This window comes from Psychrobacter halotolerans (genome assembly GCF_039680845.1).
Taxonomy (GTDB): domain Bacteria; phylum Pseudomonadota; class Gammaproteobacteria; order Pseudomonadales; family Moraxellaceae; genus Psychrobacter.
On the sequence record NZ_JBDKWD010000001.1, the window covers coordinates 70211 to 90069 of the forward strand.

17 protein-coding genes are annotated in these 19859 nt (G+C 44.6%); 11 read left to right on the plus strand and 6 right to left on the minus strand.

The window, feature by feature from the left end; genetic code table 11:
* The first annotated feature begins 113 nt into the window (after positions 1-113).
* Positions 114-1112: a GlxA family transcriptional regulator gene (locus tag AAJP47_RS00305; protein ID WP_346715918.1), complete on the plus strand. Its 999-nt coding sequence runs from the start codon at positions 114-116 to the stop codon at positions 1110-1112.
* Between the two features lie 169 nt (positions 1113-1281).
* On the opposite strand, the gene AAJP47_RS00310 is transcribed toward AAJP47_RS00305, so the two are convergent.
* From AAJP47_RS00310 to AAJP47_RS00320, 3 genes are all read right to left on the minus strand, one after another.
* Positions 1282-2565, minus strand: a complete 1284-nt coding sequence (locus AAJP47_RS00310; RefSeq protein ID WP_497198664.1) for an LD-carboxypeptidase — start codon at positions 2563-2565, stop codon at positions 1282-1284.
* Positions 2566-2849: 284 nt separating this feature from the next.
* Entirely contained in the window at positions 2850-3155 is a 306-nt protein-coding gene (locus AAJP47_RS00315) for a hypothetical protein (RefSeq protein ID WP_346715919.1), read from the minus strand.
* Positions 3156-3225: 70 nt separating this feature from the next.
* Positions 3226-3789 (minus strand): hypothetical protein, encoded by a 564-nt coding sequence (locus AAJP47_RS00320; protein WP_346715920.1) that lies wholly within the window; start codon positions 3787-3789, stop codon positions 3226-3228.
* 398 nt (positions 3790-4187) lie between these two features.
* On the opposite strand from AAJP47_RS00320, the gene dnaQ reads away from it, so the two are divergent.
* The 3 genes from dnaQ to nudC all read left to right on the plus strand — a co-directional run bounded on the left by dnaQ (position 4188) and on the right by nudC (position 8861).
* Positions 4188-5831 (plus strand): DNA polymerase III subunit epsilon, encoded by a 1644-nt coding sequence (gene dnaQ / locus AAJP47_RS00325; RefSeq protein ID WP_346715921.1) that lies wholly within the window; start codon positions 4188-4190, stop codon positions 5829-5831.
* Positions 5832-6062: 231 nt separating this feature from the next.
* Positions 6063-7745 (plus strand): hypothetical protein, encoded by a 1683-nt coding sequence (locus tag AAJP47_RS00330; RefSeq protein ID WP_346715922.1) that lies wholly within the window; start codon positions 6063-6065, stop codon positions 7743-7745.
* 165 nt (positions 7746-7910) lie between these two features.
* Positions 7911-8861 (plus strand): NAD(+) diphosphatase, encoded by a 951-nt coding sequence (gene nudC, locus AAJP47_RS00335; RefSeq protein ID WP_346715923.1) that lies wholly within the window; start codon positions 7911-7913, stop codon positions 8859-8861.
* 134 nt (positions 8862-8995) lie between these two features.
* On the opposite strand, the gene AAJP47_RS00340 is transcribed toward nudC, so the two are convergent.
* On the minus strand, positions 8996-9931 hold the full coding sequence (locus AAJP47_RS00340; RefSeq protein WP_346715924.1) for a DMT family transporter: 936 nt from the start codon (positions 9929-9931) through the stop codon (positions 8996-8998).
* A 93-nt stretch (positions 9932-10024) separates the two neighbouring features.
* On the opposite strand from AAJP47_RS00340, the gene AAJP47_RS00345 reads away from it, so the two are divergent.
* The 7 genes from AAJP47_RS00345 (at position 10025) to AAJP47_RS00375 (ending at position 16114) form a co-directional block, all read left to right on the plus strand.
* Complete coding sequence (locus tag AAJP47_RS00345; protein WP_346715925.1) at positions 10025-10918, plus strand: LysR family transcriptional regulator; 894 nt, start codon at positions 10025-10027, stop codon at positions 10916-10918.
* A 225-nt stretch (positions 10919-11143) separates the two neighbouring features.
* The gene (locus tag AAJP47_RS00350) at positions 11144-12061 is read left to right on the plus strand and encodes an RnfABCDGE type electron transport complex subunit B (protein WP_346715926.1); all 918 of its coding nucleotides are present in this window, start codon (positions 11144-11146) and stop codon (positions 12059-12061) included.
* A gap of 234 nt (positions 12062-12295) precedes the next feature.
* Positions 12296-12940: an endonuclease III gene (gene nth, locus AAJP47_RS00355; protein WP_497198673.1), complete on the plus strand. Its 645-nt coding sequence runs from the start codon at positions 12296-12298 to the stop codon at positions 12938-12940.
* A 24-nt stretch (positions 12941-12964) separates the two neighbouring features.
* Entirely contained in the window at positions 12965-13561 is a 597-nt protein-coding gene (locus tag AAJP47_RS00360) for a DJ-1/PfpI family protein (RefSeq protein ID WP_346715928.1), read from the plus strand.
* Positions 13562-13723: 162 nt separating this feature from the next.
* The gene (metK, locus tag AAJP47_RS00365; RefSeq protein ID WP_346715929.1) at positions 13724-14890 is read left to right on the plus strand and encodes a methionine adenosyltransferase; all 1167 of its coding nucleotides are present in this window, start codon (positions 13724-13726) and stop codon (positions 14888-14890) included.
* A 72-nt stretch (positions 14891-14962) separates the two neighbouring features.
* Positions 14963-15334, plus strand: coding sequence for a DUF3144 domain-containing protein (locus AAJP47_RS00370; RefSeq protein WP_346715930.1), 372 nt, complete (start codon positions 14963-14965; stop codon positions 15332-15334).
* Between the two features lie 438 nt (positions 15335-15772).
* Entirely contained in the window at positions 15773-16114 is a 342-nt protein-coding gene (locus AAJP47_RS00375) for a hypothetical protein (protein ID WP_346715931.1), read from the plus strand.
* Positions 16115-16532: 418 nt separating this feature from the next.
* Here AAJP47_RS00375 and AAJP47_RS00380 read toward each other — a convergent pair whose 3' ends face one another.
* A complete protein-coding gene (locus AAJP47_RS00380; RefSeq protein ID WP_346715932.1) occupies positions 16533-18182 on the minus strand; it encodes a BCCT family transporter in 1650 nt (549 codons plus the stop codon).
* A gap of 241 nt (positions 18183-18423) precedes the next feature.
* A complete protein-coding gene (locus AAJP47_RS00385) occupies positions 18424-19668 on the minus strand; it encodes a PQQ-dependent sugar dehydrogenase (protein WP_346715933.1) in 1245 nt (414 codons plus the stop codon).
* Positions 19669-19859 lie beyond the last annotated feature (191 nt).

Below are 19859 nucleotides of genomic sequence, written 5' to 3' on the forward strand. Positions count from 1 at the left end.
TTGTTTGCTGCGCTTTCGCAGACAGAAGCGGCAAAAATTTATCCCCGTCTCGCTGTATTTTTTATATTACCTTAACTAAGGCATTGACCAGCAATAAAGGGAAACAAAGACTCATGTCTCAATTACAACCGTTTAAAGTAATTATCCTTGGTTTCGATGGCGTGCTTGGCAGTGTCCTTGCTGGCGCATTGGACTTGTTTTCGTTTACGGGTGTCAGTTGGCAACGATTTTTAGATGAGGACGTAGCGCCTCGGTTTAAGGTACAGATAGCAAGCTTAGGCGGCGAGGATATCAGGTGTAGCAATCGATTAATTATGCAAGCGCATTGCGATATTCGAGACGTAACTGACTGCGATTTGTTACTCATTCCCACCATTGGTGATTCAATTGATAAGGTTCTTGGACAAAACAGCGAGCTATTGATCCACCTAAAAAGATTGGCAAATACCAAGGCAGATATTGCCAGTAACTGTAGCGGCGCGTTTTTTTTGGCAAAAGCTGGATTGCTAGATCATAAGATTGCCACAACGCATTGGGGCTATGCGAGTAAGTTTAAGACAGATTTTCCGCTGGTTGATTTACAAGAAAATCAATTTGTAACCCAGTCAGACAATATATTTTGTGCCGCTGGCGGTAGCGCGTTTTATGACTTAGGATTGTTATTAATTGAGCGCTATTGTGGACGCGAGATCTCCACACAGGTGGCCAGAACTCAGATTATTGACAGTAAAAGGGGCAATCAAAACAGTTATACCAACGTGACCTTGCACAAGCCGCATTCAGACCAGTTGGTCAAACAAGTGCAAGAATTTATTGAAGCAAATTTTAATCAACCTATCCAAATCAGTCGTTTGGCAGCCATGGTCAATGTGACACCGCGCACCTTAAACAGACGCTTTCAAACCAGTGTCGCCATGCGTCCTATTGAGTATATTCAGGCGGTTAGAATTGAGCAGGCAAAGCGCTTATTAGAATCGGGCAATGTCACCATAAAGTCACTGGCTGACCAAGTCGGCTATGATGACATCTCATCGTTTACTCGCTTGTTCAAACGAGTGACTGAGCTGACGCCTAAAGAATATCAGGACAAGTTTTCGCGGTTAGCGATTTAACCTTTTTAATGGTAGTCAGTACAAAATAAAACGCAGGTATTCATCGTTACATGGGACTAATATAAATGAAATGCTCCTTGCGTGCTGTTATCACAGAGGCTGCGTCACATTCATCCCAGTAGCGTTACTTTAGTTTTAAAATAATGTGACGATAATATTCATATTAATATTAAATATTTTGCCACAATCCTTCGACGTGAATCGTATCCGCCTTGATAGTCGGATAATCGGTAAATGCCAATTGATAGCCACCATCTGTACTGGGGTTAATGTGACAAGTCGCTCCGAGCGGAAAGCTGTGTTTTTGCCCGATATGACCAAAACGCATGCCACTATAAATCGGCAATCCTGTCAGCTTATGCAATTGACGAACCACGGCCGCGACATCATAGCGCTTGTCATAACTGTCCTCACCTGAGCCTGACAATGCCCCAAACACAATGGCTTGCTGCCCCTTAAATACACCTGCCAAGTACAAATCATAGAGCATACGCTCGATACGATAGGCTTGCTCGCCCACGTCTTCCAAAAAAACAATGCCATCAGCGATTTTTGGCAAATACTCACTGCCAGCCAGCGCGGACACCACGCTCAGATTGCCGCCCCAAATAGTGCCGCTCACAGCTGCTGGCGCATTCGCAGTCAACATGCTGGGTAACCGCGGACTGGTTAAAGCTGCATCTTTTATACTGATCGTCAGATTGGGATTGCTCAAAGCTTCAGCAAACTGTCGGCATGTCACTTGGTCGGGTTTAACCTTACCAAATTCGCTATATAGCATGGGCGCCGCAAGCGAGCTCATATGTCCTTTTGCCAATAGCGCACACTGAATAGCCGTCACATCGCTAAAACCTGCCAGTATCGTGCCGCGCTCCTTCATAATACGCCCAAGCGTTGACCAATCAACCATGGGTAATAAACGCATGGCGCCATAACCACCGCGTACGCCGAGCAGCAACTTGGGCGCCGCTATGGCACCTGTGGCGATGTTTTGCAGATCACTTGCTCGCTGTGAGTCCGTACCAGCAAAGCGCAAATACTGGCGACTGGTAATCGCTGGGTTACTCACTTTAAAACCAGCACAGGCCATACGATCCAATGCCAATTGATTGCGCTCATCACTGCCGCCAACGTTGGAGCTGGCAAATAAATGCGTTTCAATGGTTGGCGTGACGCAACTTGTTTGCGCTGATAGCGTTTGCGATGGCAGATTCTCCTCTTCCAAAACCATGGGTAGGTCATCTTTGGTTAATTGCGTACTGCTGTTTTTATCAATGCCGTTCACCGAATTAGCTGGCAGCACTTGTGCCATACTCTGCGTGGCCAATAATCCTGTACCCGCCGTTAGTCCGATCTGGCGTAAAAACTGCCGACGATTTAGCCCAGCTTTAGTATTTGTAGAAGACTGTATACACAATGTTTTTGAACCCATGTCTTGCTGCTGCCTTGTCATTTTTGTCTTAGTAGGTTGGATGTTTTTTATATTTGTTGTTTATCGTCAAGCCAAAAGTATACAGCGAGACTGGTACAATTTTTGACAGATGAAGTATAACGTGCCTTTTGGCTGATAGGGTTACTCAACCCTTTCCCAACTTTGCTTTTTCGCTACGCATCGTCGACATTCCAAACAATCAAATAAGCTGTAAACTGAATCGCTGACAGATCGCAAAAAAGCCACGGTCGATAACATATTTATCAGCCGTGGCTTCTTACTTTTTAGCAACGTGTTTACAAGCTTCAATCAGGCACATCGTAATTGGCTTTTTCAGGATTCAGGCCGAATGAGCAGACAAAGGTGGCAACGAGGCTATTGACGATGATAAAAGGCAAATCAAGGGTGGCGTGACCCAGCGCGTAGCGACCAATCAGCCAAGAGACAATCAGCATCGCGATAAAAAACATACCCAAGTACGCCAAAATTGTCGGATGTTTTAGATTATAAGGCTGTTCAGGTTGAGGCTGTTTGTCCAACACATAGGTTCTTATTGCCCAACCCGCTGCATAAGAAAATCCGCCCATTACCACGTAACTAAAAAAATTCATATTGCCTAACTCTACTACATAACGGTTTATAACAAGTGTTGCCAACCTATAACATTAAACGACAGCACATCTAACTGCTCGCATGTGCATCCACATTTACATTATCAATAATAATATTGGCATGAGGGTTGGCCAAAATATCAGTATTGACATCATCACATTCTACGCGATAGATCGTATTGGCACCGCGATAGATATAAGACAAATATTCGCTGTCTAATAAGGGATCGATATTGGCGTAGGCAGGCTTGACATGAGCCAATACCAGCACTCTATCCGGACGACCAAGTACAGCATCGACGTTGTCAGGATCAATGGAAAAAAACTTTGGTATCTCACTATTTTCAATGACTTCTAACGCCTCAGGATCATCCCAAACACGCTTAGCACTCGCCGCCTCCTTCATTTGCATGATCCAAGCGTCGCCTTGTTGGCTGACCTTTATTTGGGCAGGCTCATCACTACTGACCGTATAACACCCTTCAAAAACAGACAAATCTGCTGTCGCCTTCATGGTTGTGCTAGTTTGCATATTGTGATCATCACAGGCCGTCAGCAACAGAGCGCTGCTCATGGCAATACCGATCGTTAAACGCGTCATCGTTTTTGAAAAAACGTTTGAGCATAAGGACATAATAGGGTTATCCTGCATTCATGCATTGAAAATACTGATGAAAACCATTACTGGATAGTCGCCTGTTTATAACATCGCGCTATTAGCGACAGCTATAAACAGATACTTTTGCGTGCAAACATTAACACTTCTCGTCGACACCTTTTAATGGTTGGCGCTATTTTAACAGAAAACCCGCCCGTTACTATTATCATATAAAAGTGGCGCAAGGGTTTTGCGATTTTATGCGGCTCAGCTGCGCAAATGAGCCATAGATTTGCTATAATCAAGCCCAGCATTTGAAGGGACAAACCTCGTGTTGGTGATGTCAAAAACTGTGTTAACAGCTGTATCACAAGCACGTCAAAACCCTCTTCAGGCTCCTCTACGTTTATCATTTATTAGGTCAAGCATCTTTTATGTCAGACAATCGCAAGACTCCTCCACTCAATACCAATAACGCGATAAATCCATTGGCCGCTAAATCAAACACGACCGTTGCCTATACAGATGGTGCCTGTAAAGGCAATCCTGGCGCGGGTGGTTGGGGCGCACACCTTATTTTTAGTAATGGACGCACGCAGGATTTATATGGCGGTGATAAAGAGACGACCAATAACCGCATGGAGCTGATGGGCGCTATACAAGCGCTAAAACACAGTCCGCTTGACCAAAACCTTGAGATTTGGACCGACTCAAGTTATGTCCAAAAAGGCATCACTGAATGGATTGCAGGCTGGAAAAAAAGAGGCTGGAAGACCGCCAGTAAAAAGCCTGTGGCTAATCAAGATTTATGGCAGCAATTGGATGCCTTGACTCAGCAGCGCGATGTTGATTGGCACTGGGTCAAAGGTCATGCCGGCCATGCTGGCAACGAAAAAGCCGACGAGTTGGCAAATCTAGGCGTGACCTCTAGCAGTGAGGGCTTATCAAAAGTTACAGCACAAGATGCGTCTAAAAAAAAAGAGCAGATAGCGACGGATAAGGCACCAACCTCCTCTAACGATGACTGGCTGAACTTTGATCCGCTAGGTCTTGACGCAGAGGATGAGGCATTTGAAGAAGCGTTACCAGAGAGTCATAACAATGAGTATTATGACGATAATACGGCAGATAAAGACGCTATAATACAAGCAGATCGCTATCAAGACGATGCTCACAAAACCAATGATGAACAAAGCCATGCGACCAAACCAGCGAGTACCACAGATATGCCAGATGCCCACACACCAATGATAGATAATACCAAGTCTGATAACATCGAAGACGCTCAGACAACGGATGTGGCAGTCGATGCTATAAAGTTCGATGGCGATACCAGCCGTGCCAATCCAAACTTTATGCCGCTGTTACCAAAGCCCACACATCGTAACGAGTCTGATCGCCAGCTTATTATGGATACTGAGACCACAGGGCTTGATCCATTAAAAGGCGACCGGATCATTGAGGTTGGTATTGTTGAGATGGTTGGACGCAAATTTACAGGCGAAAAACTCCACGTCTATATCAACCCTCAGCGCGGTATGGATGAGGAAGTTATTCGCATTCACGGTATCTCTGAGGCTTTTTTAACCGATAAGCCAACCTTCGATCAAGTCGCTCAATCCCTCTATGACTTTATGGATGGCGCAGAAATTATCGCGCATAACGCCTCGTTTGATATGAACTTCTTAAACATGGAGTTTGCCAAAGTTGGTTTGAACGATTTTGCCGAGCGCGTACAAGTGACCGATTCGCTCGCAATGGCAAAGCAGCAGTATCCTGGACAAAAAAACACACTAGATGCGTTAGTAAGACGCCTCGATGTTGGTAAGCAAGATCGTACCTTCCACGGGGCATTACTTGACTCAGAGATTCTAGCCGAAGTGTATTTGGCAATGACGGGCGGACAAGTCACGCTTGCCATCGAAGAAGACACACAAACCGAGGGCGGACAAACCGCGCATGCCAACTTTGCCAGTCTAGCGGCTTTATTATTGGAGTCGCATACTGATGAGACCGCCAACCAAAACTGGTATGTGGCCTTATCAGACGATTACCCTGAACTCAAAGCCAACATGTAACCATCATCTATACCCGCTGTCTTTTTATACAACTAAGTTTATATGACTAAGGGTATATGATTAAGGTTATTTAGCGGTCTGTCGAGTAGTACTGCCATTTATACAATACAGCCTTGACTATTAGGTTAGTAACCGTTAAAACGTTACTATTAATAAATATACACTGCTATCTGCTTTTTAGCATGACTCAATCTGTCGCCATTCTCATCAGTACATTATGGAAAAACACTTATGAACCAATCAGCGCAAATGAAGTTAACCGCCCCAACGCTTAGTGTTACTGATTTTAACCTCCCTTCCCTACATTTGCTGCATGATGAGATCGTCGTCACCCTAAAAGACACTGAAATTCATCTGAGTGAGTTTAATGACGATGACGGTCAAGCGCCTTTATTGCTCGACTCCATTATTGTCTTAAAACAGCTGTCCTATATTTTTAAGCTGATCTCTTTGGTGGGTGCAGAAGTATTAAATACGGCTATCGTGAACGGACTACAGCGTCTTTATGACAATGCTGATAATAACGATGTCGAGCTAATTATGGATTTATCAGAAGCCATTATGACGCTGGATCGCTATATCGAGTTTGTATTACTGACAGAATCGGTAGAACCGACTTTATTGTTACCTGTTATTAATAAGCTCAATGCTCATGGTCAACAGTCTCCTATCGCAGCAGACTATTTTTCTGCTTTTGGTAGCAGTAGCGTCATTATTGCCAATCCTGAGAAAAACTTTCAACCCCTCAAAGAGCTCAATCTTGATAGTGAGCTGTTGACCTATGCCTACCGTAGTGGTCTTGGGGTGGCGTTGCTCAATCAAGATGGCAATGTAAGCTCAGATGAGCAACAAAAACTTAATGGTATGAGTGCAGCTTGTGCGCTTATAGCCTCAAACAGTAGCAGCCTATTTTGGCAAGCTGCCTTTGCCGCTGTGACGGATATTGCAAGCATCTTGCCACTCAATACTAGCCAAAAACAGACCCTTATTTATTTAGAACAGCAGTTCCAAAGCTATCTACCAGTCATGGATAAGCGTTTTGCAGACTTGGTCAGTTTTGCTTGCCAGCGCGACAATGAAGCGGCGAAAGAGCTGCGCGTACAGTATGCAAAAAACCGACTAGAAGGGTCACAAATTGAGCAAATGAAGCAATTCTTGTTCGGCCCTAACCGTGCGCTGACTGATACCTTAAACACCATTATTCAAACTCAGATTAATACGATCAAAGAGCAGGTTGACAGTTACGCACGCGGGGATTCGATCCATCCTGCTGAGATGCAAACGGCACAGATTATCGATGAGCTGACCGTATTGGGTTCGGCTTTGCGTTTGCTTGGGTTATCGAGTGCCGCCAACAGTCTTAGCACAGCCGCAGATGCTGTCAAACACTGGCGAGCACCATCGCCCGATGATTTTGACCATCTACTATTGGCTTTGATGCAAGCAGAAAATGCCGCGATTGCGATGGCAGAAATGCATACGCCAGGCGCTATTTATTTGCCACTGAACAATCCCCATATCTCTTTGCATCAGCTCAATACGGCTAACGACACGTTGATACAAGAAAGCCGCACCGCCATTGCCAGTGCCGAACAAGCCATCAATGACTATTTGGCAGAGCCTGAGCGCGACATGCTTAATATTCAGAACGTACCTGAGATGATGCGTCAAGTATCAGGCGCGGTACGCTTTTTACAGCTGCCAACCCCTGCCAGTATGCTGAGCCAGCTGGCCAACTACATTGAGCGGCGCATCGAAAGCGGACAACGTATAGAAGACCAAACGCTTGCTTATATCGCTGATGTCATCATGGCCGTCGATTATCGCTTGGATGGTTTTGAGCACAATCGCCCTGTTGGCAAGCAAGCGCTTGATATTGGTCAGCAGAGCTTAAGCCGTTTGCTTGCAGCTTAGGTCTTGCAGCTTAGTTATAGCAGCTTAGTTATAGCGGCAATTTTTGTGATTACTTGATGCTCACAGTCACTTGACCCTTATCAATACTCACCTATTTTTCTCACTCCAAACAAATTTGTATGTCATGCCCTACAAACTTGTTTTTTATGCTTTGGAACTATGTATATGCCTTGTGCTTTTGTATTTCGTGATGACACCGTTTTGTGCCAACAAACGGCTGATGGTTGGTGGCCATTGCAGGTTGAATTACCACCCTCCGCTCAACTCTCAGACGATGATAAGACCCACTCCTCTTATCAGATCGGTCAAGTAGAGCTATTTGAAAGCCTCGCGCCCAGTCAATGGCTGTCTGACAATGTGCCGACTGATGCGGTCAATGCTACTCCCCAAAATATTGATCTTGATACCTTTATGGCTCAAGCCACCAATGCCATCACTTACGATTATGCTCTTACTCATGACATCAAGATGCCCATCATAACCGAGGGTAGCGACAACGCGTTTTTTCCTTATCGTCAACTTCTTACTCAATTACCGGTTGCCCTATCTACTCAAATTAGCCAAGCCCTACAGTTACTGCGCTGGCAGACAGACACTCAATTTTGTAGTCGCTGCGCCGCCTCAGTCTTTCACACCAAAACTGACGAGCGCGCCATGGTCTGCCCTATCTGTCAATTGCGCCAATATCCTCGCGTTCAGCCCTGTGTCATTACTGCTATTACCCGTCCCAACCCGCGAACAGGTGAGATGCAGATCTTGCTGGCTCAACATCGTCGCCACGGCGTACAAAACCAGTCAGCCATGTATGGGTTAATTGCAGGCTTCGTCGAAGTGGGCGAAAGTCTTGAGCATGCGGTCGTTCGTGAAGTGGCAGAAGAGGTCAATATCCGTGTGACGGACATACGCTACGTCAGTAGTCAGCCTTGGCCGTTTCCTTCTAATTTGATGGTCGGTTTTAGAGCGTCTTATGCAGACGGCGACATTGTCATTCAAGAAGAAGAGCTGACCCACGCTAATTTTTTTGATCTCTCAAACCTGCCCAAAATTCCTTTTAAAGGCAGTATTGCTTATGAGTTGATTGCGCAAGTGGCTCGTGAACATGGCATTATTTTATAAAAGCCCCTAGTTTATAAGATACTCTAGTTTATAAGACACTCTAGTTTATAAAACTCATTGGACTATAAAACGCATTGGTTTGTAAAAGCTGGGTTTGGCATTTAGCATTTAACAATAGCCATAGGTGCTGGATTTTAGCTGGCAATTTTACGATCCATCAAACGAGTATATTGCCACTGAACCAGTTTTGGTATCAACAATCCAGCAATCACAATCGCAATGCCTACTACCTGTAACGCCGTGACTTGTTGTCCATAAGCAAAGGCGGTAATCGCGGCAAAAACAGGTACAAAATTAAAAAACAAGGAGGCGCTGGCAGCACCAAGCTGTTTGACGCCAGAAATCCACAACAGATAGCCACCCACAGTGCCAAAAACACCGATAAATATCAAATCAAAAAACACGCCTTTACTAATAACCAGACTCTCTTGCAACGGATGTATCTCTGGACTTAAGACAATCATCAGTGAAATCATACCAAGACCCGACAACATACCGACTAAGGTGTAAGGAATCATGGGCATCCAGCGGCTAATGCCTTGGGTCAAATAAGTATAAAGACTCCAGCACAACATACCCAAAAAGATCATTTGATCGCCGTGATTTGGCTCAAAACTGAGCAAGCTCATAAGAGTGCCGTTGGTAAGGACTAACAGCACGCCAGACAAACAGACCACAAGGCTAAACACCGCGCCAAGCGTTGGAAGTTTGCGCTGAGCCACTGAACCAATCAAAGACGTCATAAGCGGGCTAAGTGCCATAATCAACGCGCCATTACTGGCATTGGTTTGCGCCAAACCCGTGAACAAGCCAAGGTTCAATCCGCCAACGCCCATCACAGAAACCCCAATTGCCCATGCCCACTGTTTTGAGGTCAAGCTAGGTAATGGCATGTGTTTGTATTTGGCATATATGAATAAGCAAACCGACGCGATGCTAAATCGCCACATAACCAAGGTGAAGGCATCGACTTCTTGTAGCGCATGTTTGCCCACGGGGAAAGACGCTCCCCATAAAAACGTACAGAGTAGAAGTAACAGTACGGCATTGGTATTCTTTGAACGACTCATCTTGCTTCCAAAAAACTTGTGAAAAGATAATGACCAGTGTATATATTTTAAATATGGTATAAACCCGTAATAACGAGAGCATAGATTCCAAATATGAAATTTAATCACTCCCTTGATGATATGCGTAGCTTTTGCGCGATTGTTCGATACGGTAGCTTCCGGCAAGCCTCCATTGCGCTGCAAATCCCACTCTCTACCTTGAGTCGGCGCGTGGCCAAACTAGAAGAAAATTTGGCGCTAAGATTACTGAACCGCGATGCGCATCGCGTGCAACTGACTCATGCAGGACAACAATATTATGAGCGCAGTGCGCCGCTTTTCGATGAGCTAGAAAACGTCGCCCTTTGCTTACTACAAGATAAAACCCAAGCAAAAGGCATCATAAGAATAGCCGCACCAGCCAATTTTAGTAATAGCATCTTAGCGCCGCATTTTAATGACTTTTTGAAGCAATACCCTGATATACATTTGGATTTGCGCTTATCCAACCAAACCATTGATATTGAAGAAGAAGCCATCGACATTGCCTTTCGCATTGGAGAGCACAATGCCGATCATTGGATTGGGCGTCAGCTGACCAATATACGCTTTATGATCTGCGGCGCAGCTGACTTAGCGCTGTCTGATATAAAAGCGCCAAGTGATTTGGTACATTTTCCCACCGTTCTATGCGCGCCAATGACGGCATGGAAACTACAACACCAGACAACGGGCGAGATACACACGCATCAACCAACAGACAACGTTCGACTCAAGGTAGATGATATTGGCCTATTACTACAAGCCATAGAGAGTGGCATCGGTCTTGGGTTTATCCCAGATTATGATGCACGGCCCTTGATAAAAAGTGGCAAACTACAACGGGTATTGCCCGATTGGAACAATCAACCTCGAGGCTGTCAAATGCTGTACCGTGACCGTGGCAATATGCCGCAGCGCATGCACTTGCTAATTAATTTTATACTCAAACGCTTTGAGAACGGATAAGTCATGCATTCGCCGCTCATCATCAGGTATATGGTCGCCCTTTATGGTGTTCAGGTAAAGACCAATCAGGTTGCAAGAGTGTTGACACGGATGTTTTCAAGCCTTAAATGTGTTAATCTTTCGCTACGTGAGCACGCCTGATTTAAAGCCCATATACCAATCTCGCCGCTTACGAATCATAAGCCCAAATAGCCAGTAATGACCGATGTAAAGGCCAATTATTCAATGTCCCAAACCCATGCCACTAGCTTGATAGACTCTACTTTAATAGATATTACTAAGATAGACACTACCGAGATAGACACTACCGAAAAATCTGTTAATCTGACACGCTTGACTGACTTGCCCATTTTATTTGATGACTTAGCTGTCAGCACGCTGTCGGTTGATGTGCAAGAGACCATCGCGCGCGTCGATGCCTGTTTACCGCAAACACAATGCGGCCTTTGTGAGCACCCAGATGGCTGCTTGCCTTATGCTGCAGCCATCGTCTTAGATAACGAGCCTTATAATAAATGCGTACCTGGCGGTCAACCTGTGACCGATGATATCGCCCACATTATTTATCCTGACAATTATGAAACAACTCTCAAAGCGGTGTCCTCCCAGTGGCCGATAGATGCTACATCGGCAAGACCAACTGAGGTGCGTGCAGTTATCCGAGAAGACGACTGTATCGGCTGTACCAAATGCATTCCTGCCTGCCCAGTTGATGCAATCGTCGGTACTGGCAAGCACATGCATACTATTTTTACTGACTTGTGCACGGGCTGCGAGCTATGTATCGCCCCTTGTCCCGTTGATTGTATCGACTTGGTCACAATCGAGCGTGATCTGTCTGCGCCTGAGCGAGTGGCTGAACAAGAGGATTTAAGACAGCGCTATCACACGCATTTGAGACGAGTTAGTGAGCAACTGGCTGATAGTAGCAACAGTAGACCGGTAGTCAGTATGGTAGAGGCAAAACTGAACAATGCGGCCAGTCAATCGTTAAGCATCAGTGAAGCTCAAGCTAAAAACACCATCGCGGCTGCCAAGCTACGTACTAAAATTAAAAAGCTAGAAAAACAGCTCAGTGTTCGTGCCAATGAGCAAAAGCAAGCCGAGCTTGAAGCCCTACAGAATGAGCTGTTACAGCTATAGTTGATTCAAAATGAAATTGGTACATAAGAGTATCATGTTTTACTGGTACAAATTTTCCTTGCTGGCTGTTCGCAAGCGTGACAGACGCTTCGTAAAATCTAACCCAATAGCACGACACCCTTTTTGAAATTTTACAATCATATTCATTGCCAAATAACAGTGCCAAATAACAGTAAAAATACCATGAGCAAAACTGTCAAACATAAAACCGCCGACACGCCGCCTTCCAGAAGAATGCCCAATCGTGATGTGCGTCCATTCTTTGAAAAACTGGCAGCAACGATTGATGAGCCTGTCACTGAACTCAATTATGCCAGTAATTTTGAGTTATTGATTGCGGTGATATTGTCCGCACAAGCAACGGATGTGAGCGTCAATATTGCCACCCAGCAGCTGTATCCGGTCGCGAATACGCCTGAGGCCATATTGGCACTTGGTGAGGATGGTCTCAAAGCTTATATCAAAAATATCGGTTTATATAATGCCAAAGCCAAAAACGTCATCAAAACCTGCCGTGACTTGATTGAAAAATTCGATAGTACGGTTCCTGATAACCGCAAAGACTTAGAGTCGCTGGCAGGCGTGGGACGCAAAACCGCCAATGTGGTGTTGAATACGGCTTTTGGTCAGCCAACCATGGCAGTCGATACCCATATCTTTCGGGTGGGCAATCGCACTGGACTTGCCACGGGTAAAAACGTCTTAATCGTTGAAGAAAAACTGGTCGAGCGTATCCCAGATGATTTCATCGTTGATGCGCACCATTATCTTATTTTGCACGGGCGCTATACCTGTCAGGCCCGTACACCAAAATGCGGCGCTTGCCCCGTGTATGACGAATGCATGTTTAAAGATAAAGCCAAGTTTTTAGAGCTGTAACCCCTTTAAAACTAAGGAAGCCCTATGCATACGATTACCGCACTGGTGTTTGACGACTTTGAAACCCTAGACCTGTTCGGCCCTATCGAGATGTTTGGTCGTCTGCCTGAGCAGTATCGCATTCAATTTGCCTCGATGACTGGTGGACTTATTCGCAGTAAGCATGGCGTCGCCATGCAAACGGTTACTGTCACAGAATTAGAGCATCAGACGACTATTTTGCTGATTGTTGGTGGTCAAGGTACTAGGCAGCAAGTCCATAATAATGCGTTTTTGCAAATGCTGGTAACGCTTGCCGAGCAGTCGGATTGGGTGCTGAGCGTCTGTACAGGCAGCGCGTTGCTGGCTAAGAGCGGTATTTTGGATAACCAGCGGGCAACGTCTAACAAACGCGCTTGGCAATGGGTCATTGCTCAATCTAATAAAGTATACTGGGTAAAACAAGCGCGCTGGGTCGTTGATGGTAAATTTTATACGTCCTCAGGCGTTAGCGCTGGTATGGACATGGCGCTTGGCTTTATCGCTGACCGACAGGGAGTAGACGTAGCACGGCAAATCGCTGAACATACTGAATATCGCTGGCAAGAAAATAGTGATATTGATGACTTTTACCGCGCTTAATCCATCATCAGTTACCTCATAACACCATCCATCGCTAGAGTTTTACCTCGATACACGGTAAAATATGCTAATTTTTTGACTCCTTTTCGTCTTTTACTTTTTTATACATTTAATAATGACTGAGTTTGTAGACTACAGTCCCTGCAATTAAGCGATCTTATTATGCGTGAATACAACTTATTTACCTCAGAATCTGTGAGTGAAGGTCATCCTGATAAAATGGCCGACCAAATATCAGACGCTATCCTTGATGCTATTTTACGTGAAGACTTGCATGCACGTGTGGCCTGCGAAACCTTGGTCAAAACAGGTGCGGTGATATTAGCAGGTGAAGTTACCACGACGGCAAATATCGATGTTGAGCGTATTGTTCGTGATACCGTCAATGGCATTGGCTACCATCATTCAGACTTGGGTTTTGATGGCGAGACGTGTGCAGTAATCAACATGCTTGGTAAGCAGTCTCCTGAAATTGCCCAAGGAGTTGATCGCCGTGACCCTGAAGAGCAAGGTGCAGGCGATCAAGGCCTTATGTTTGGCTATGCCAGTAATGAGACTGACGTGTTGATGCCCGCCCCTGTTGAATTTGCTCATCGCCTAATGGAGCGTCAGTCTGAACTACGCCGCTCAGGCGAGTTGCCTTGGTTACGTCCAGACGCCAAAGCGCAAGTCACTCTAAAGTATGAAGGCAACACACCAGCTGCGATTGATGCTGTTGTATTATCGACGCAGCACGATCCAAGCATTTCGCAAACCGACCTGCAAGAAGCGGTGATGGAATCTATCATCAAGCAGGTACTTCCAGCTGACTTACTGCATGCTGGCACGCGCTATCACATCAATCCAACAGGCAAGTTCGTCATCGGCGGCCCAGTTGGTGATGCCGGATTGACAGGTCGTAAAATCATCGTCGATACTTATGGCGGTATGGCGCGTCATGGCGGCGGTGCCTTTAGTGGTAAAGACCCTTCAAAAGTGGATCGCAGCGCCGCTTATGCCGTGCGTTATGTCGCAAAAAACATCGTCGCAGCAGGACTTGCTGATCGCTGTGAGATACAGGTTAGCTATGCCATTGGTGTTGCCGAACCCACTTCGATTTCTGTTAATACGTTTGGTACAAACAAAATAAGCAACGATGAGATCATTCGTCTCATCCGTACTCATTTTGATTTACGCCCTTATGGCATTACCCGTATGCTAAATTTACTACAACCAATGTACCAGCAAACTGCCACTTTTGGTCATTTTGGTCGCATCGGGTCAGAAACCGCTTTTACATGGGAAAAGACAGACAAAGCTGAGATCTTAAAAGCAGATGCGGGTTTATAAACGTATTATTATCTATTGCTTATAACCCGTTTTTATTCATTCAAAATTCTCGATACTTATTAGGAGTCGCTTATGTCTCAAGACAATATTCAAGACAACAACACTCAAGACAACAATGCGGATACCAGCGTTGAAATCACCCCTGAAATGCAGGCATTTTATCAACGTGCCGATGCCATTATTGGTGTTGCAAACAGTCAGTTAGGGCCAGAATCACATTCAGGGCAAGTGGGCGCTTCTTTATTGTATGCAGCCGCTCGTTATAGTGCCTCAGTTGCGTCTATCGGTTTTGTTAAAGGCGATGATTTTGCCAAAGAAAAAGACGATATCGTTGAGTTTTATGTCAAACAATATCGCCAAATGTTAAGCGATAACTTAACTGACTATGCGCAAAACTTCGATAAATATATACAGATCAATAACGACGACAAACCTGCTGAATAAAATGTCATTATGCCTCTGCGGCATTAAAGCATGATGTTGATGGACGTACTATGTATCACGATGCTATGTAGTACGATGCCATCTATGTATCGTCAATCCTAAATAAAAAAGGGCATACCCATTATCACGCGCTACTGACACAAATTTTTCTTGCTTGCTGTGCTGTCGCAGACAGAGGCGGCGCAAAATTTAACTCAGTAGCGCTGTATTTATTTTGTATTGGATCCACTATAGTATGCTTAAGTAAGACCCAAGCTTGATACAGAGCTTGGGTCTTTTTTATTGTGCATTAACTTTAATAACATATCTTTGTGATAAAAACGCTATTATATAGGCGGCTGACTACCAGTCAGCCATTACAAACAAGCGACTACAAATAAGACAACCAATTACCCGTTGATAGGAAATATCAACGCGCATGTATAAGGACATATCATCATGACCCACCCGTTTAAAACAAAACTGTCTTTGCTAAAATCCTCACTATTGGGCTTGACCCTAACCATGGCGTTGGCAGGCTGTAGCTACTTACCAAATGCAGCGACTTCTGATAACACACCGACCTCGCCTGCGACCAGCCCCAGCAAACTACCCGCAGGCTTCACGCAATGCCCGCCTTCAAATGCCAATGCTAAAGACACCATATGTACCATGCAATACGATCCAGTGTGCGTAAAAACTAAAGTTGGCTCAGTCATCAGCTATCGTACCGCGGGTAACGCTTGTTCAGCTTGTGGTACGCCAGAAGCCATAGGCTATGTTAAAGGCGAATGCAAATAACCCATCAATGAAAGATGGCTGACTGTATTTATAAAACGGCAACTGTTTATTTATTTTAAACAGTTGCCTTTTTTTGAGCACGTTACAGTGGGACTAGGACGCTATACGAATAGAAAATTATGCCGCTCTTATAGCCGATTTACTTTAAAACCGACACAGTACTGCTAGTACAAGTTTTTGTCGCTGCTGTCACGCTTGCGAGTAGCAAGTAAAAAGACTTGATCCCAGCGGCACGTCGTTGTTCATCTATCGATTTTATTGGGAACCGCCTAAGGCACATGACATAAAAAAATCCTAAGACACCGCGGTATCTTAGGATTTTTTATGACAAACTATTAGGCTAGTGTTGATGACAATTAAAGCTGACAACCAAAAAAGATTGTCAACTTATTACGATTTTCAGCTTACCGCTAGCTATTTAGTCACCGTCTACAATCTTAGGCGGACCTTTTAGCAAGTGTTCGTCAGCAAATTCATTGGCTGAGTTGTGATCAGCGGACTCTTCTGTAATGAAATACTGCTGAGCGCGATATAATATCAATCGATCTCTACCCAAACCGCGAAGCAGCGCATACATCATCAAGAATATAACGATGGCAAATGGTAGTCCAGCAACAATTGCAGCGGCTTGTAAGGCTTCTAAGCCACCTGCTGCTAATAGTATCGCAGCAATCAAACCTTCCATGGTTGCCCAAAATAAACGTTGAATCTTGGGTGGATTGGTATCGCCACCAGCGGTCAGCATATCGATTACAAAACTTGCCGAATCTGATGAAGTGACAAACCACAAAACAATCATAACGACGATAAGTAGAGTAATAGGTTTTGCAAATGGATAGTACTCAACCAGCTTGAAAATAGCGCTACCCAAATCGGCTTGTACCGCTTCTACCAATCCAGGACTGGCAATCGCAGGATCAAGACCCGCCATTAATTCCATGTGGATTGCTACGCCACCAAAGGTTGTGAACCAGAAGAATAAAATAACCATTGGAATCAATAGCACACCCAATACAAACTCGCGAATCGTACGACCACGGCTGATACGAGCAATAAATATGCCTACAAAAGGTGCCCAGCTTACCCACCAAGCCCAGTAGAACATCGTCCAACTGCTCTGCCAATCTGTATTACTATAAGCCTCACCCCATGTTGACAGCGGGATCAGATCCATCATGTAGTTTCCGATATTCTCAATAAAGCTATTAAGAATAAACAACGTTGGTCCTAAAATGACCATAAAGGCCAACAGCAGACCTGTCAAACCCATGTTGATGTCACTCAAGCGCTTGATACCCTTATCAAGACCAAGCATCAAAGAGCCACAGGCAACCAAGGTCACAAAAGCGATAATAACGAACTGTACGCCTATCGAATTTGGAATACCAAATAGGTTTTCTAGACCTGAGTTAATTTGCATAACCCCAAGGCCGAGCGATGTGACGACCCCAAACATCGTACCGAACACTGCCAAGATATCAACCGTATGACCCCATCCGCCATATATTTTTTCACCTAAAATGGGATAGAGAGTCGAGCGAATGGATAAAGGCAGACCACGGCGAAAATGGAAATAAGCCAAAGCCAACGCTACGATGGTATAAATTGCCCAAGCATGTAGACCCCAATGTAAAAATGAGATGCTCATCGCTTGTTTGGCCGACTCTATGGTCTCTGCCTCAGCAAGTGGTGGTGCCATAAAATGGTATAAAGGCTCAGCCGTTCCCCAATATACCAGACCGATACCGATACCCGCTGAAAACAGCATGCCGATCCACGAAAATAGACTGTACTGCGGTTTCTCTGTTTGTTGACCAAGACGAATATCACCGTAGCGACTCGCGGCAAGATAAATACAGAATATCAGCGCCATGTTCATTAAAATAACGAACATCCAGCCGAATTTATCGGTAATAAAGCCCTGTAAATAGCTAAATATCGCACCTGCTGCTTCAGTAAAAAAAGCACCAAATATAATAAACCCGACAATAAGCAACGCTGAAGTAACAAACACAGGTTTACTAACTTTTGGGAAAGGACCCAATCGCCCTACCTTTACATGATTCATTATTTGCTAGCCTCAATTTTTTAGAAGGGTCACCTTAACAAGGTCGCTGATAATTATCAAATCTAATTCAAACACTTACATTTTTATCGTTGATAGAAACACTTCAAAATTATTTAGATGTACTAATCATAGTACTACAAAAATAAAGCAAATTGGATAGTATTATCTATACCAATTTGCTTATTTAGAGGTTTATAACTGTTCACAATTTTTAAATAGACAAAGTAAAAGACAATAATGACTATTTTGGCAATAGTTGTAAAAGCTTACTATCACTTTCGTCCTCTAGTACCCACACTTGCCCATCTACGGTTAACACACTACGAATACGCTCACCCATATCATAGCGATAACGCTCAGAAGCGGTATTATCATCGTCAACATCCACTACAATCAAGGCTTTTGAAGATAAGCCACCGACTAGAAAGTCTCCCTGCCATGCTGGGAAATCGTTGTGCGTGCCAGCCGTGTAGAGGCTCATCGATGAGGGTGAAATGACAGGCGACCAAGTAATTTTAGGTGCTTCGAACTCGGGGCGAGTATCATGATCGGGAATAGGCGTACCTGAATAGTTGCTACCATTAGACACAATTGGCCAACCATAGTTCTTTCCTTTTTCAATCAAATTAAACTCATCGCCACCTTTTGGCCCCATCTCGCTTACCCACAAGCGACCACTTTCGTCGAACCTCATGCCCAATACATTGCGATTGCCCATTGTCCAAAATTGTGAGGCGATTTTATTGCTATTATTAACAAATGGATTGTCTTTTGGTACTGATCCATCAGCGTTTAATCGAATAATTTTACCTAGGTTCATGCTCATGTCTTGCGCCGGATCTTTTTCCTGACGCTCTCCTGAGCTGATATAGAGATACTGTCCATCAGGTGAAAAAAGCAGACGATGGCTATAATGAGCTTGACTTGCTATCTTTGGTATTTGTTGCCAGACTGGCGTGATGTTTTGTAAGCTTGGCGTGCTGGTATTCATCCCTGACAATTTGGCTTTGATCACTTTGGCACCAAATTTATTGCTATCATTACCGGTGCCTGCTTCTGCGTAGCTGATATAGACGTTATTAGAGGTGGCAAAATCTGGCGCAATGATAATATCTCCAAGTCCGCCCTGCCCGCCATAAGCAACGTCAGGTACGCCCATAACCGTGGTCTTAGTGCCTGTGGCCGTATCAACGATAAACAACTCTCCCGTTTTTTGGGTGACCAGCAGTTTCGGTGCTTTGTTGTTCATTGTAGGTAGCGCGGTCATTGCCCAAGGCTCATCAAAGGTCGCGACGGTTTTTGTGGTAAAGGCGGGTTTTTCTGTACTGACGGGTGATTTATGAGACGAGTTTTTCATCTCTTTGGCGTCTGAATTGGTACTGAGTCCTGTTTGATTGGAGCAAGCCGCGGTACTAAACAGCAGCGCTGATACAATAATCGGTAGGGCAAGCGGTGTGCTGATAGATTTTTTGTTTATCACTCTCATGTTGTACTCTCCATCCGTGTTAAGTTTGTGTTATTAGAGCTTAAGTTATTTTTACCGCCGGAAATGTGTTAAAAAAGTAAAATAATGCCATTATATGAAAAACCCCTTATCTGCCATCGCAAATAAGGGGTTGATTGTTATCGATAATGCTCTTTAGCATTTAAAGCTAACTACTAGTTGCTAATCGCTAG